Annotated in this window: 12 protein-coding genes and 1 pseudogene; 4 read left to right on the forward strand and 9 right to left on the reverse strand. The window is 35.5% G+C overall.

Features of this window, described 5'->3' with window-relative positions; all coding sequences use genetic code 11:
- Window positions 1-97: 97 nt before the first annotated feature.
- On the forward strand, window positions 98-706 hold the full coding sequence (locus LJE08_RS06305; RefSeq protein ID WP_199593122.1) for a TetR/AcrR family transcriptional regulator: 609 nt from the start codon (window positions 98-100) through the stop codon (window positions 704-706).
- 7 nt (window positions 707-713) lie between these two features.
- Here LJE08_RS06305 and LJE08_RS06310 read toward each other — a convergent pair whose 3' ends face one another.
- The gene (locus LJE08_RS06310; RefSeq protein ID WP_117924554.1) at window positions 714-1631 is read right to left on the reverse strand and encodes a calcium/sodium antiporter; all 918 of its coding nucleotides are present in this window, start codon (window positions 1629-1631) and stop codon (window positions 714-716) included.
- Between the two features lie 524 nt (window positions 1632-2155).
- Between LJE08_RS06310 and LJE08_RS06315 the strand changes: the two genes are divergently transcribed.
- Entirely contained in the window at window positions 2156-3055 is a 900-nt protein-coding gene (locus LJE08_RS06315) for a calcium/sodium antiporter (protein WP_186998925.1), read from the forward strand.
- On the opposite strand, the gene LJE08_RS06320 is transcribed toward LJE08_RS06315, so the two are convergent.
- From LJE08_RS06320 to LJE08_RS06355, 8 genes and pseudogenes are all read right to left on the reverse strand, one after another.
- The gene (locus LJE08_RS06320; RefSeq protein WP_227402735.1) at window positions 3036-3170 is read right to left on the reverse strand and encodes an MscL family protein; all 135 of its coding nucleotides are present in this window, start codon (window positions 3168-3170) and stop codon (window positions 3036-3038) included. The genes LJE08_RS06315 and LJE08_RS06320 overlap by 20 nt on opposite strands.
- Window positions 3171-3560: 390 nt before the next feature.
- Window positions 3561-4435: pseudogene (locus LJE08_RS15280) on the reverse strand (dicarboxylate/amino acid:cation symporter).
- The gene (locus LJE08_RS06330; protein WP_227402739.1) at window positions 4344-4565 is read right to left on the reverse strand and encodes a hypothetical protein; all 222 of its coding nucleotides are present in this window, start codon (window positions 4563-4565) and stop codon (window positions 4344-4346) included. Before LJE08_RS06330 ends, LJE08_RS15280 begins: the two are co-directional and overlap by 92 nt.
- A gap of 76 nt (window positions 4566-4641) precedes the next feature.
- Window positions 4642-8955 carry a PolC-type DNA polymerase III gene (locus LJE08_RS06335; RefSeq protein WP_227402736.1) on the reverse strand — a complete coding sequence of 1438 codons (4314 nt, stop codon included), beginning with the start codon at window positions 8953-8955 and terminating at the stop codon, window positions 4642-4644.
- A gap of 1 nt (window position 8956) precedes the next feature.
- Window positions 8957-9640 (reverse strand): ribonuclease III, encoded by a 684-nt coding sequence (gene rnc, locus LJE08_RS06340; protein WP_117924560.1) that lies wholly within the window; start codon window positions 9638-9640, stop codon window positions 8957-8959.
- A gap of 1 nt (window position 9641) precedes the next feature.
- The gene (gene coaD / locus LJE08_RS06345; protein ID WP_227402737.1) at window positions 9642-10118 is read right to left on the reverse strand and encodes a pantetheine-phosphate adenylyltransferase; all 477 of its coding nucleotides are present in this window, start codon (window positions 10116-10118) and stop codon (window positions 9642-9644) included.
- A gap of 2 nt (window positions 10119-10120) precedes the next feature.
- Window positions 10121-10669 carry a 16S rRNA (guanine(966)-N(2))-methyltransferase RsmD gene (rsmD, locus tag LJE08_RS06350; RefSeq protein WP_186998923.1) on the reverse strand — a complete coding sequence of 183 codons (549 nt, stop codon included), beginning with the start codon at window positions 10667-10669 and terminating at the stop codon, window positions 10121-10123.
- Window positions 10666-11874 carry an FtsW/RodA/SpoVE family cell cycle protein gene (locus LJE08_RS06355; protein ID WP_227402738.1) on the reverse strand — a complete coding sequence of 403 codons (1209 nt, stop codon included), beginning with the start codon at window positions 11872-11874 and terminating at the stop codon, window positions 10666-10668. Before LJE08_RS06355 ends, rsmD begins: the two co-directional genes overlap by 4 nt.
- Window positions 11875-11971: 97 nt before the next feature.
- Here LJE08_RS06355 and def point away from each other — a divergent pair, with 97 nt between their 5' ends.
- Window positions 11972-12523 carry a peptide deformylase gene (gene def, locus LJE08_RS06360; protein WP_117571533.1) on the forward strand — a complete coding sequence of 184 codons (552 nt, stop codon included), beginning with the start codon at window positions 11972-11974 and terminating at the stop codon, window positions 12521-12523.
- 74 nt (window positions 12524-12597) lie between these two features.
- Window positions 12598-14409, forward strand: coding sequence for a ribonuclease J (locus LJE08_RS06365; protein ID WP_117924568.1), 1812 nt, complete (start codon window positions 12598-12600; stop codon window positions 14407-14409).
- The last annotated feature ends 145 nt before the right edge of the window (window positions 14410-14554 follow it).

Here is a 14554-nt window from a genome sequence, read left to right on the forward strand (position 1 = left end):
TTTCAAATTCCAAATATACAATTGTTTTAATATGTTCAATAGGTCATTTTTATTTGTGTTTTCTAAATTATTGTTTATAATAAGGATGGTGATACGCATGAAAAGTAAGATAATCGAAAACAAGAAAATAAAAGAAAACAACCTCTTACAGGCTGCCTTTAATCTATTCACAAAAGAAGACATCACAAATGTCTCTGTTAATGATATTGTAAAAAACGCGGGAGTCGCAAAAGGGACTTTCTATCTTTATTTCAAAGATAAATATCAAATACGCGATATTCTAATTCAAAAAGAAGCACATCGCCTATTTGAAGAGGCCCACAAACAATTAGAGAAAAATGATATTCGTAATTTTGAAGACTCTGTTATCTTCTTGATTAATCAAGTATTGATTCGACTAGAAAACAATCCATTGATTTTAAAATTTGTTGAAAGAAACCTATCTTGGGGCGTGTTCCATGCCCAATTAAATACGGCTATCGATAATGATAGTTTCAGCCTTATAAAAGAGTTTAATGAAATCGCAACCGTAAATGGATACGAATTCGAAAATTCAGAAGTCATACTCTATCTTATAGTTGAACTTACAGGAAGTACTTGCTACAACAGTATTCTTCATAGTCAACCACTTCCTATCGAAGAATATAAACCCATTCTTTTCGATTCCATTCGTGCTATCCTTTCCCAAGGAAAGAAAAAAAGCTAGGAAAAGCCTAGCGTACAATAATATAAATCATATAAATGACATATACGAGGATCATAAAGATCCCCTTTTTTCTTGTCATTGTATCTCCTTTTTTGGCAATGCCATAAATCAAAAGAGATACACCAATCAAGACAAAAGTATCAATAATATTCTGTGAAGTAGCTGCAATTGGATGAATTGTACTTGAAGTACCCAAAATAAACAAAATATTCATAATGTTACTTCCAATCGCATTTCCCAAAGATAAACCACTCTCACCTTTTCTTGCCGCAACAACACTTGTTACTAACTCAGGCAATGAAGTTCCAATAGATACGACAGTTAAACCAATCAACGTATCACTCATACCAAGCATAGCTGCAATCTGTTTTGCACTATCTACAGTGATGTCTCCACCCCAAATAATACACGCAACACCGATCACGATATAAATCAAGCATTTGATTCCCGATAAAGTTTCAACTTCCTCATCCTCAACACGATTCTTTTTAGCACTACGAATCAAATTTAAAATAAACAATACCAAACCAACCAAGAAGATCATGCCTTCAAAGCGATTCAACATTCCATTTAACACAAAAATCGAAAGTAAAATACTAACTAAAATATTGATTTTTAAATCACGATTCAAAATATCCTTGTCCATTAAAAATGGAGCAATGACTGCACTTGTTCCAACCACAACCAAAGTATTGAAAATATTAGAACCCACAATATTTGAAATCGCAATTTCATTACTGCCCATTAAGCCAGCCGTAATACTCACACTCGCTTCTGGTAAGCTTGTTCCGAGCGCAACAATTGTCAAACCAATAATAACTGAAGGTACTTTTAACTTACGAGCCACACTTGCACTGCCATCCACAAACAAGTCTGCACCCTTCATTAAAAGGACCATACCTAACACTAATAAAAGAAATACCATTTTCTCAATCCTTTCAAAGTCACTTTATTATATCACAGACTGAAAAGAAAAGAAGAGATTTTTCATCTTGTCCTATCAATCGTCACAAACATTGAACAAAAGAATTAATCCATCTTTGCGACCATCTCTTTGCAGCTTGGCCTAAGCTTTCATCAATAGCTTTTTAATCGACTCTTCACTTACTGAGAAGATCGATGTGATACTTGAAACATTAAATCCTTTTTCCATTCCCCAATAAAGAAGTCGACAAAATAGGCATCGTTTTATCTTTTGATTTATTCATCTAATACGCAATCAATAGTGGCTTTTCTAGAAAACTGGCATTTGTTAAGATATTTTTACAATTAAATATAGAATTTATTGACCAAAATATGTATAATAAACCCATAAAGGGAGTAGCCTGCACATATATGTGTTTACAGCTTCGTCAATACGATGTTAAATCCGGACTGTGATGAAATGGCAAGACTTTGGTATATAAGACCAGAGTCTTTTTATTTTTATCTGGTCCAGGAGGAAAACATATGAATATAATTTTATTAGTATTAGGATTTATTCTACTACTAAAAGGAGCCGATTGGTTCGTCGATGGATCAAGCAGTATCGCATCACGCTTTGGCATACCCCAACTTGTCATTGGACTTACTATCGTTGCGATGGGAACCAGTCTTCCAGAAGCCTTTGTTTCCATTACAGCTGCATTAAAATCCAATGCAGCCATCACAATTGGAAATGTTGTTGGAAGTAATATTTTAAATGTAGGAATCATTCTTGGCATTACAGCACTCATTCGTCCATTACATATTCAAAATAGTACAATCAAATATGAAATGCCATTTATGATGCTTGTAACACTTGTATTGATATTATTAGGCATCAACACAACAATTTCTCGTTTAGATGGAATTATTATGTGGGTATTCTTTCTTGGTTACTTATACTACATCTTTAGAATGTCTAAGAATCAAATGGAAGAAACTGAAATCAAAAAAACAAACCCATTATTTATTCCACTCGGACTTGTATGTTTAATGATTGGAAGTAACTTTGCGGTAGATGCAGCCACAAACATTGCCATCTCATTAGGTGTCAGCCAAAGATTTATCGGACTAACCATTGTTGCCTTAGGAACATCCTTACCAGAACTTGTCACTTCTGTAACTGCTGCAAAAAAAGGCAATGCCGACATCGCGATTGGAAACATCATCGGATCTAATATCTTTAATATCCTATTTGTCGTAGGGGCTAGTGCACTTATTACTCCCGTACCTTTTGAACCTAACTTTATCATCGATTCCTTTGTCGCAATATTGATTGGTCTTGTCCTTTATATTTGCACTAAAAAAACAAGAGTACTCGACAAAAAAGCCGGCATACTCTTGTTAGTTACATATTTGATTTACTTTATTTATCTTCTTTACTAGTCTTCAACAAATCACGAATCTCTTCTAATAAGACAACAGTATCTTCTTTTTTAGGTTCTTCCTGATCAAGTTGATCATTTGTTGTCTTTTTAAAATGAGCCAAAAACTTCAACATTTTGACGTACTCTCATCATTAAAATGACGAGATTCTCTTTCTCTCATTGCGAGAAATGGAGCATCGCAAAGCTTTCAGCATGGTTCTAGGTTGCATATAGTCTTTGCATAACTTTTGTTTTTTGAGCATTTCCAATCCATGTGGACCGTACTCTGTAAACTCATACTGCATCCAGCAGGGCTTACGCCTTAGACCTAACTGGATGAGAGATTCTTTATACTAGAATCCAAAGCATGATTTCATTGTGTGTCCACATTTTTTCATATCTAGAATCAATGTGTCCTGCATTGCGACAAAGTGTGAAAAGTCAAGATGACAGGCTTTAAAATCAAGTGCAGTCAATGTATCGTCAGTATGACAAATTAGAAAAGCAGAATATAAAAACGTTTCTCAGATCCACTTAATTCCAATACTTAACAATACGTTACAAGCAAGTACTGTAACCATTGTACCAATGCTTAAATCAATACCAAGTGCAGTCGCAAAGAATGTGATCATCAATGACATCAAAATCGAAACTGCATCCATATCGATAGTTATCCCTAAAGGAAGAGTCAACGAAGTAATTTCTTCTGGAATGCCAATTTTTTCAGTTGCACACTTTAATGAAATGGGAATCGTAGCACTACTTGAACAAGTACCAAACGCATTCAATCCTGCAAGTGCGATATCCTTAAAAATTTGACCATACCACCATAAATAATAAACGCACATAAATAGAACGTAATATACAATGCCAATAATACTTGTCCTAATTGAAACATTGTATCCACACCATTTGAATACATAACTGTAGCGATACATGCGAATACTCCAAATGGAGTCACATACATGATCTTACTAATAATAAAAGTAGAAATTTGATAAATGGAATCACGCAAATTAATAAATGGATCCGCCTTTTCCTGAACAGCCAAACATGCAAGTCCAATAATTACCGCAAAAGCTAATACTTAATGTATATTTCCTGATTCGAAAGCTTCCACTGGATTTGGCGGAATAATATTCTGTAAAGTATCCAACAATCCATTAAATGTCGCAGCCTCCACTTGTGTTTTTATCGTAACAATATGCACATTCTTACCCAAATGCAACATACGAGGCAAAACCAATCCTAAACCTGAAACTAAAGCCGTTGTACCCGTATACCATAATAAGGTATATAAACCTACCTTACCTGTTTTGGCAATATCCCCAATTCCAATGATCCCCATAACTAAACTCGTGAATACAAGTGGGGAAATCATCATTTTTAATGCCGACATATAAATAGTGGAAACCACACTCAATGCCCATATTTGCCCATTCCGGCATAATAATTCCAATAATAACACCGGCAATCAACCCAATAAAAATACCAAGCGTCATATTATATCCTTTCTTTTTTATACTCATTCTACAATAATGTAAATATTTTACCATATCATTACATAATTATAAAAATTTACATACGCTCTAAAAAAGACACTGCCTAAAACAGTGTCATTTGATTTTCTTCATCCAATCCCTCTAAAGCATTCATATCCGCTAACTTTTCAACTAATGTTTTTGAAAGCTGTGTACGCTTCAGTACATCTTCCTTAGATAGGAATGGTTTTTCTTCTCTTGCCTTTACAACAGACAAACCTACGTTTGAACCCAAACCATCAATACTTGTGAAAGGCGGAATAATCGCTTTTGGATCGTCTGGATCCACAATAAATTCAGTAGCCGCACTACGATTAATGCTAATGTTTGAGAATCTAAATCCACGCAAAACCATCTCTAAAGCAAGTTCTAACGTATCATAAATAGCTAACTCTTTATCACTTGGCTTTTGTGTTTTATCCTCTTTCATATGTTTGATATCCGCCATTCTTTGGCGAATTGCAGCCTCACCCTGAATCATGGTCTGCACATCATAAGCATCACAACGTATACTAAAATACATACAATAATAATGTACTGGCATATGTACCTTAAACCACGCAATACGCACAGCCATCATAACATAGGCAACCGCATGGGCTTTAGGGAACATGTACTTAATTTTTGTACAAGAATCAATAAACCATTCTGGTACATTGTTCGCCTTCATTTCGGTAACCCACTCATCTTTTAAACCTTTACCCTTACGAACACTTTCCATGATCGTAAATGATAATTTTGGTTTAACACCATACCCCATCAAATCAACCATGATATCGTCACGACAACCAATAACTTCATTCAACTTACAAGTACCATTATCAATTAGATCTTTGGCGTTTCCCAACCAAACATCGGTACCATGAGACAAACCAGAAATTGTGACTAATTCCGCAAACGTTGTCGGCTTTGTAAGTTCAAGAATACCACGAACAAATGGTGTACCAAACTCAGGAATACCCGCGGCTCCTGTAACTTCATTATATTTTGTCGTATCGATTTTTAGTGATTCAGTTGTCGAAAATATAGCCATAGTTGCCTGATCATTCATAGGAATCTGACGAACATTCACCCCCGTTATTCTCTCCAACATTTTCATAGCTGTAGGATCGACATGACCTAAAATATCAAATTTTAAGATATTATCATGAATCTGATGGAAATCGAAGTGCGTTGTTTTCCAAGTCGCATTTGGATTGTTTGCAGGATATTGAACAGGCGTAAAATCATGCACATCCATATCCAATGGCACAACGACAATACCACCCGGATGCTGACCCGTTGTTCTTTTTACACCTTCACAACCCTTAGCCAAATCTACACGCTTTGCCTCATTAAAAGGCTCACACTCCATCTCTTCTTCATATCCTTTAACATAACCATACGCCGTCTTCTCCTGAACCGTACCTACAGTACCTGCTCTAAAGACGTGATCATCTCCAAATACTTCTTTTGTATAGGCATGGGCATTCGGTTGATATTCACCGGAAAAGTTCAAATCGATATCGGGAACTTTATCCCCTTCAAAACCTAAGAATGTTTCAAACGGAATATCCTGACCATCTCCACGCATGATTTCACCACAAACCGGACACAGCTTATCCGGCAAATCAAAACCAGACTTAGCTTCATCCCCATCTAAAAACTCATAGTGCTGACAATTTTTACATACATAGTGAGGTGTTAATGGGTTTACCTCAGTAATATTGGACATTGTCGCAACAAAACTAGATCCTACAGATCCACGCGAACCTACAAGATATCCATCATCATTACTCTTCTTAACTAGTAAGTGTGAAATATAATATACTACATAGTAACCATGACCAATAATACTATCTAACTCACGAGTTAAACGTTTCTCTACAATGTCTGGCAAATCATTTCCATACCATTGGTGAGCTGTTTCAAAACAAATATCACGCAACTTTTGGTCAGACCCCTCAATGTCAGGTGGATACAACCTATCTTTGATTGGAAAGATAGGCTCTGTTAATAACTTCAATTTATTTGTGTTTTCCACAACAACCTCATAAGCTACATCTTCACCCATCCATTCAAATGCCTTCAACATCTCATCCGTCGTCAACAAATGCTGATTTGGATTGCTCGTAGCTTTACGCGCTTGTTTATTATAAATATATAGAGGATGTCTAGCATTACCAATTGCCTTGGCATTAATATATACATCACGAAGACGTTTCTCATTAGGATTCACATAGTGTGCATCACTTGAAGCAATCACCATCTTACCCGCTTCTTTTGCGGTATCATAGATAAACTGCAAATACCACTTCAAATCATCCACATCTGTAATGCTTCCACGATCCAATAAATTCTTATAACACTCTAATGGCTGTAACTCAATGTAGTCATAATAGCTCATAGCTTCCAATAATTCTTTTTTACTTCGCGTATGCGCCAATTCAAAAATTTCACCATTCTGACAAGAAGAACCAATTAATAAGTTGCCGTTATCCCACTTCTTTGAGATTTCCTCCTTAATAATACGAGGCTGACCATTTTCTTTACCCATACTCACCAAATATTGTGTATGTGATAAAGTAATCAATTCAAACAATTCTTTTAAGCCATCCTTATTCTTTGCAAATACCGTCATATGATATGGACGATTTCTCTCATATGGTTTTTTCGAAGCGTATTTCTCACATCCACTTTCCATATCAACTAATGTATCTAAAGTAGCTTCATGTCCTAATTGATTCATCATATTATACATGACTTGTGAAAGTACATCCGCATCATAGTCGGCACGGTGCGCACCTTCACCATCATAACTCACACGATAATGACGACATACACTTCCTAGATTAAATCGCTTTTGATCATCCGGAAGCATCGCATACGATAGTGGCAATGTATCAATCACAGGATTTGTCAGTTCATCACGACCTGTTTTTCTGCAGGCTGCATTCATAAAGCCAACGTCAAATGTCGCATTATGTGCAACTAAAATAGAATCTCCAATAAATTCTAACAACTCATCTAAAGCATCTTCAATAGGTTTTGCACGATCTACATCATTTTGTGTAATATGCGTTAAATTTGAAATGTGGGCAGGAATTGTACGCTTTGGATTAATGAACATCTGTAAACGTCCAACCTCTTCACGATTTTTGATCTTAACCCCACCAAATTCAATAATTTCATCACGCGTATTTGAAAGACCCGTTGTTTCTAAGTCAAACACGACAAATGTTGCATCTTCAAGTTTGCGATGATCATTATTATATACAATATGATATTTAGAATCTGCCACAAGCATTTCACAACCATACAACATTTTAAATTCACGATTCGGATCTTGTTTGACCAAAGCCTCAATCTTATGTTGTGCCATTGGAAAAGCCTGTACGACCTGGTGATCACACACACCGATAGAATCCATACCCCAGTCATAGGCAGTCTGAATAAATTCTTCGATTGCACAAACACCATCCATTTCTGAAAAATTAGAGTGAACATGCCATTCCGTTCTTTTTACTTTCGCATGATCTTCTCTTTTCTTTTCCTTTGAGATTTCTAATTTACGAACCATAAAAGAGTCGCACTTTGAGAATGAATCATAAACAACTTCACCCGTTAACACAACATGCATGCCTTTTTTTACCGCTTGAATCTCTTCAATAGGACATCTTGCCCCTTCAAAACGTTTGGCAACAATCGCATCATCATAATCACTGATATACAACATCTGCAAAGTTTTACCACTCTTCATAACACGATTATCAATATCGAAAATATGTCCTTCAATTTGAACATTTGAATAGCCCACTCGTAAATCTGCAATCTTATATGTTGTAGCTGATTCCTTCTTATAGCTGTTTGAAGAAGGATACTGCTTCTTAACTGGCTCTTGTTTAACAACTGGTGCACTCACTTGAACCTTTGCCGTTTCAATCTCTATATCATCTTCAACTTTTTTACACACAATTTCCTGCGTAATCCCTACATCCTCTAACTTTTCCATTAATGAAGGTAAAGCCAAATTTAAAGCAGCAAGACGAGACTCATCGCGTGTAGAAAAACAGATTGCATCATTTTCCAAATAAGGATGTAGAAAGCGAAAATCCTTCACATCACTATATTTTTCCACAAAATAATTTACATAACGATCCAGTTCATCCATTTCAATAACGCTATTCTTTGTGTGCATATGCAACTTTACATGAGTATGCAAAGAAAGCTGAAGCTTAGTAATGATCTGTTCATAAATTTCCAAAGGAATTACATTCTCAAATTCAATGTAAAAATCAACCATTTTATGCGCTGTATGAAATACAGGATTCTCATAAAAAGTCGCATTTTTAAAATACGCATATAATTCCGGATCTAGTAATTTCTCAAATACTTCCATTTTATTTTGCCATCTTTTCAAAAGCATCCTTAGCTGCTTTTTGTTCCGCCTTTTTCTTTGTGCTGCTCGTTCCCTGACCTAATAAAATATCATCTAAATACACACCCATTGTGAAGGTTGGTGCATTACTTGGACCTTTTTCTTCTAACAATTTATATTGAATTGTCTTTCTAGAATCTGCCTGAATCACCTCTTGTAAATGTGTTTTATAGTCTGTAACAGCCTCACTCTTTTCTTGTTTAAATACTGGCTTCATATATTTTGTCAAAATCTCGTCACAAACGGCATATCCCTGATCAATATAAATAGCTCCGATGCAAGCTTCAAATTGATCGGCCAAAATACTTTCTCTATGGCGTCCACCCGTTTTTTCTTCACCAACACCTAGACGCAAGAATTCATACCATCCTAATTGTCTATTCAATACGGCTAATGTAGATTCACACACTGTCTGTGCACGAAGTGTTGTCATTTGTCCTTCACGCATTTTGGGTTCCATCAAAAATAATTGTGTAGCACTCCAAATTTGTAAAACAGAATCTCCCATAAATTCTAAGCGCTCATTGTCTCCCATTTCACGATGATGTTCATTGGCATACGAAGAGTGTGTACAAGCTTCTAGATAAATATCTTCATCTTTATATTGATATCCATTTGCCTTTAACCAATCAATAAACTTTTCCATTTTATTCTTCTCCTTTTTTTAGATCTTCTAATACACAAGCAGGAACAAATCCCGAAATGTCCTGACCATATTTAAATAGTTCTCTTACGTTTGAACTTGAGTACAAACTATATTCAGGACGAGTAAATAAACATACTGTCTCAATGTCCTCATTCAATCTTGCGTTCATAAACGCCATGTTTTGCTCGTATGCACAATCCACACCATTACGAATTCCACGTACCAGCACAGTCGCATTCACACTTTTGCATGCCTCGACAACTAATCCCGACTGAATCTTGCATGTTACGTTTGACAAGTGCTTCGTTGATTCATTCAACCATTTTAATCTTTTTTCCTCTGTAAACTCATTATTTTTATCTGAGTTTGGCGAAATAAAGACCACTAACTGATCAAACAACTTACTTGCTCTTTCAATAATATCTAAATGACCATAAGTAACTGGGTCAAATGTTCCGCAAAATGCTGCTATTTTCATTCTTAATTCTCCTCTTTTTGATAATAAGAAATACGCGTAATACCATATGTCTTCTCTTTATATTTTATGAATGAAGCTATTTTTTCTGGCCACACCTCTTCTTGCAGGCTTTCCACTACAATAACTCCATCTAATTTTACAATATCCAAATCCTCTAATTTTTGAATCAACTTTTCATTTTCCTGTTTCGCATACGGAGGATCAATATAAACTACATCATACTTTAAAGTCAAACGCTCCAATACACTAAAAATATTTCCACAAATAATTTTGGTCTCTTTTTCTGCCTTTAAACTCTTTACATTCTCCTTAATGACAGAAATGGCCCCTTTATTATTGTCCACCAAAGTCGCATGATCCATTCCGCGACTCACAGCTTCTAAGCCCATATTTCCAGTTCCACTGTAACAATCTAAAAAGTTACCACCATCAAACATGTTCCCCAAACTTGAGAAGATGGCCCCTTTAATTTTATCTTGTGTTGGTCTAGTCGCATCATTTTTAGGACTTTTTAATGATCTAGACCCATATTTTCCCGCTACAATTCTCATGATAATCGATCCATCTCCCTTCTTCGGATTGCACAAATGCAGTTTTGTGCCAATCCCATTGTCAACATAATTGAAATCAAGCTTGTACCTCCACTACTTATAAATAGTAGGGGTACTCCGGTAAAAGGAATCAGGCTAGCCACACCACCAGCATTCAAAAAGAAGTGCATAAATAGATAAACGCCTGCGCCACCCAATATTATTTTGTACATATCCTCACTTGTTTTAAAGGCATAATAAAATAAGCGAAATTCAATAATTCCATACAGAATAACCAATCCAAACAAACCAAAGATACCTGTTTCTTCAATCAATACAGCTAAAATATAGTCATTGTCAGCCTGTGTTAAATAACCATATTTACGTGCCGAGTTTCCAATGCCTTTTCCAACAATATTCGAGCTTGCGATTCCATACAAAGAATTGGCTGGTTGATATCCATCCCCATAAACATCGTTATATGGATTTTTGAAGTTTTCAACACGCACCGCAATATGTGCAAAGGGCGTATGTTTTAAGATTTCATTTCCTATATTTGTAAATCCAAACAAAACAACGCCAGAAATAATTCCTCCATAAATAAGTACTTTTAATACGCGTTGTGTATGTTGTAAAACAGGATATTTTGGAATCATGATACAAGATATAAAGATAAATCCAATGATAACAGCGGTTCCTGTATCTTTTTGAAAAAGCACAATGATACATATACAAATAAATGCGGTCCACGCCCTTTTAAAGAGTCTACCCTTTTCCTTTAACATAATTGATTTCTTTTTTGCGCGATACAAGCATGTCGCACAAATAATCAGCAATAATGGTTTTGCGAATTCACTTGGCTGCAAAGATATACCGGCAACCTGAATCCAGGCATGGCTTCCTCCAATTTCTGGAAACGCAAATGGAAGTACCATTATGAACAAACAAAGTGGAACAATAAACCATTCTGCTTTTGAATACCATCGAAAGCGAAACAAACGATTCATAAACCACATGGCAATATATCCACATACGCAAAATACACTTTGTTTAACAATTACTTTTGGGACAATGTTAGGAGCATATGTCGTTTTTCCTACATTGGTTGATACAATCGTAAATGTTCCAATCAACAAAAGAAGCGACACCGCCCAATTAATATACTTATCACACTTTGGATCCAATGCGAAAAATGATAATTTTCCCTTCTTTTTTTGTTCGGACATGTAAATCCCCCCATCATAAATTCTATTTTAGCATATTTTCAAAAATCATTTGTCAATAATTCGAAAATGCTATAGAATGTTTGCGAGGATGATTACTATGAAAATAACAAGCAAAGATATTATATTGGATACAGACGAAAGAATTCGTATGCAAAGTGAACCTGTTCAATTGCCTTTATCAAATGAGGACAGAGAACTTTTACAGGCCATGTTAGATTATGTGCGTAATTCACAAGATGATGAAATTGCCGAAGCCGAAGGTTTACAGCCGGCCGTTGGTATTGCAGCTGTACAAGTTGGTGTTTTAAAACAAATGATTGCGGTTGTGATTCCTTATGAAGATGGTGTAGATGAAGTTGCACTAGTCAATCCTAAAATCATTTCCGAATCCGTACAAAACGCATATTTAGATAATGGAGAAGGTTGTTTATCCGTAAAAGGCGAACATCCAGGACATGTTTTCCGTCATGCAAGAATTAAAGTTCGTGGTTATGATTTGATTCAAGATAAAAATGTAACAATTTCAGCGGAAGGATATTTCGCAATTTGCCTTCAACACGAAATCGATCACTTATCAGGTACTCTTTTCTACGATCATATTGATGCCAATAATCCATGGAAAAGTGATGATGAGGCAGAAGTCATTTAAGCTTCTGCTTTTTTAAATCGCGTAGCTTTGCTATAATAACAATAGAGTCATTAAATTATAGAAAGAGGTCGAATATGCCAAAAACACAACAACAAGCGTTTGGGCATGCATCGAACAAAAAACCATATCATGCAAAAAATCACGTTGAAAAAGGTGATACTTTGATTTACGCCTTAGGGGGATTAGGCGAAGTCGGTAAAAATATGTATTGCTACGAACACGAAAATGAAATCTGTATCGTAGATTGTGGCGTTTTGTTTCCAGGTGATGAACTATTAGGAGTTGACTATGTAATTCCTGATTATCATCATTTGATTCGCATGAACAAAAAAAGAAAGTTTTTAGTAATTACCCATGGTCACGAGGATCATATTGGAGGAATTCCATTCTTACTAAAACAAGTCCAAATTGATGCTATCTATGCACCTCGTTTTGCGAAGGCTTTGATTCTTAAAAAGTTAAGTGAACATAAAGGACTAGAAAAAACAAAAATTATAGAAATTGATGAAAACTCAAGTATCTCAACAAAATACTTTAAAGTTGGTTTCTTCAATACCATCCACTCTATCCCCGATTCTTTAGGTGTACATATCACATGTCCTAATGGATCTATTGTCCACACAGGTGACTTCAAATTTGACTTAACTCCTGTTGGAACAAATGCAGACTATCAGAAAATGGCATTTATCGGTGTCACAAAACCAGACTTATTGATGTCAGATTCTACAAACTCTGGAGTTGAAGACTTCTCTATTTCAGAAAGAAAAGTTGCCAATGAAATCCAGGACATTATGCGTAAGACAAAACAGCGTTTAATTGTTGCGACATTCGCATCCAACGTACATCGTGTTGCTCAAATCATTGAAGCTGCTACTAAATTTGGTAGAAAAGTAATCGTATTTGGTCGTAGTATGGAAAATGTTGTCGATATTGGACGAAAGATGGGAACAATCAAAGTTAAAAATTCAGACTTCTTAAGTCCTGAAGAATTAGCTTATACACCAGATGATAAAGTTTGTATTATTTGTACAGGAAGTCAGGGTGAACCTTTGGCTGCCCTATCAAGGATTGCGAATGGTACACACCGCTTTATTCACTTAAAACCTGGAGATACAATCGTATTCTCAAGTAATCCAATTCCAGGAAACCAATCCAGTGTCAATCGTGTTATTGATAATTTATTTAGATCGGGTGCTACAGTATTGACAAAATCCATCTTAAATAACTTGCATACAACGGGACATGCTTCTAAAGAAGAACAAAAACTAATGTTACAGTTAGTTCGTCCAACCTATTTTATGCCAATTCATGGTGAATATAAGATGTTGATGCAACACCGTCAAACCGCAATGGAAACAGGTATTCCTAAAGAGAATATCTTTGTATGCGCAAATGGAGATATTTTAATTTTAAGAGATCACAAAGTACTACAAAGTGACTGGCGATACCAAGGTGACGATATTTATGTCGATGGAAATGATATTTCCGGATTATCCACTGCTGTTTTAAAAGATCGTCGAATCTTAGCCGATAATGGATTAGTTGCTGTTATCTTAGCTATCGATTCAAAAGAAAACAAAATCTTAATGCGACCAGTCATCGTATCACGTGGATTTGTCTTCATAAAAGATTCACAGGGATTGATCAAAGAAGCTGAATATATTGTGAATAATTCTCTTCAAGAAAAGATGAAAGAGAAAACCACTTTCTCTGAAATCAAAAACTGTGTACGCTCTACATTAGAACCATTCTTATACAAGAAGACACATCGAAACCCAATTGTAATTCCAGTTATCTTGAATTCAAAACAAACAATGGAAGAACTTCAAAAGAATCGTAAGAACAATTTCCATGCAAGAAAACCAAGAGCAACAAAGGCATCCTAGTGATGTCTCAATGTCATTAAGTTAAGAAATGACGAACCATCCAGATACTATTGTCTGGATGGTGTTTTTATTTGAAAGCACGACGAAAAATGTAGTATTGCTACTACATTTTAAAAAATATATAATATTAGGTGTTAATCATATC

Source organism: Holdemanella sp. DFI.5.55 (assembly GCF_020593575.1).
GTDB lineage: Bacteria > Bacillota_I > Bacilli_A > Erysipelotrichales > Erysipelotrichaceae > Holdemanella > Holdemanella hominis.

Bases quoted from the DNA above. Each gene is read 5' to 3' on its own strand.
- def (WP_117571533.1), top strand. From the start codon at position 11,972: ATGAAAATAACAAGCAAAGATATTATATTGGATACAGACGAAAGAATT.
- rsmD (WP_186998923.1), bottom strand. From the start codon at position 10,669: ATGAGAATTGTAGCGGGAAAATATGGGTCTAGATCATTAAAAAGTCCT.
- LJE08_RS06305 (WP_199593122.1), top strand. From the start codon at position 98: ATGAAAAGTAAGATAATCGAAAACAAGAAAATAAAAGAAAACAACCTC.
- LJE08_RS06335 (WP_227402736.1), bottom strand. From the start codon at position 8,955: ATGGAAGTATTTGAGAAATTACTAGATCCGGAATTATATGCGTATTTT.
- LJE08_RS06310 (WP_117924554.1), bottom strand. From the start codon at position 1,631: ATGGTATTTCTTTTATTAGTGTTAGGTATGGTCCTTTTAATGAAGGGT.
- LJE08_RS06355 (WP_227402738.1), bottom strand. From the start codon at position 11,874: ATGTCCGAACAAAAAAAGAAGGGAAAATTATCATTTTTCGCATTGGAT.
- LJE08_RS06320 (WP_227402735.1), bottom strand. From the start codon at position 3,170: ATGTTGAAGTTTTTGGCTCATTTTAAAAAGACAACAAATGATCAACTT.
- coaD (WP_227402737.1), bottom strand. From the start codon at position 10,118: ATGAAAATAGCAGCATTTTGCGGAACATTTGACCCAGTTACTTATGGT.
- LJE08_RS06330 (WP_227402739.1), bottom strand. From the start codon at position 4,565: ATGAGTATAAAAAAGAAAGGATATAATATGACGCTTGGTATTTTTATT.
- LJE08_RS06315 (WP_186998925.1), top strand. From the start codon at position 2,156: ATGAATATAATTTTATTAGTATTAGGATTTATTCTACTACTAAAAGGA.
- rnc (WP_117924560.1), bottom strand. From the start codon at position 9,640: ATGGAAAAGTTTATTGATTGGTTAAAGGCAAATGGATATCAATATAAA.
- LJE08_RS06365 (WP_117924568.1), top strand. From the start codon at position 12,598: ATGCCAAAAACACAACAACAAGCGTTTGGGCATGCATCGAACAAAAAA.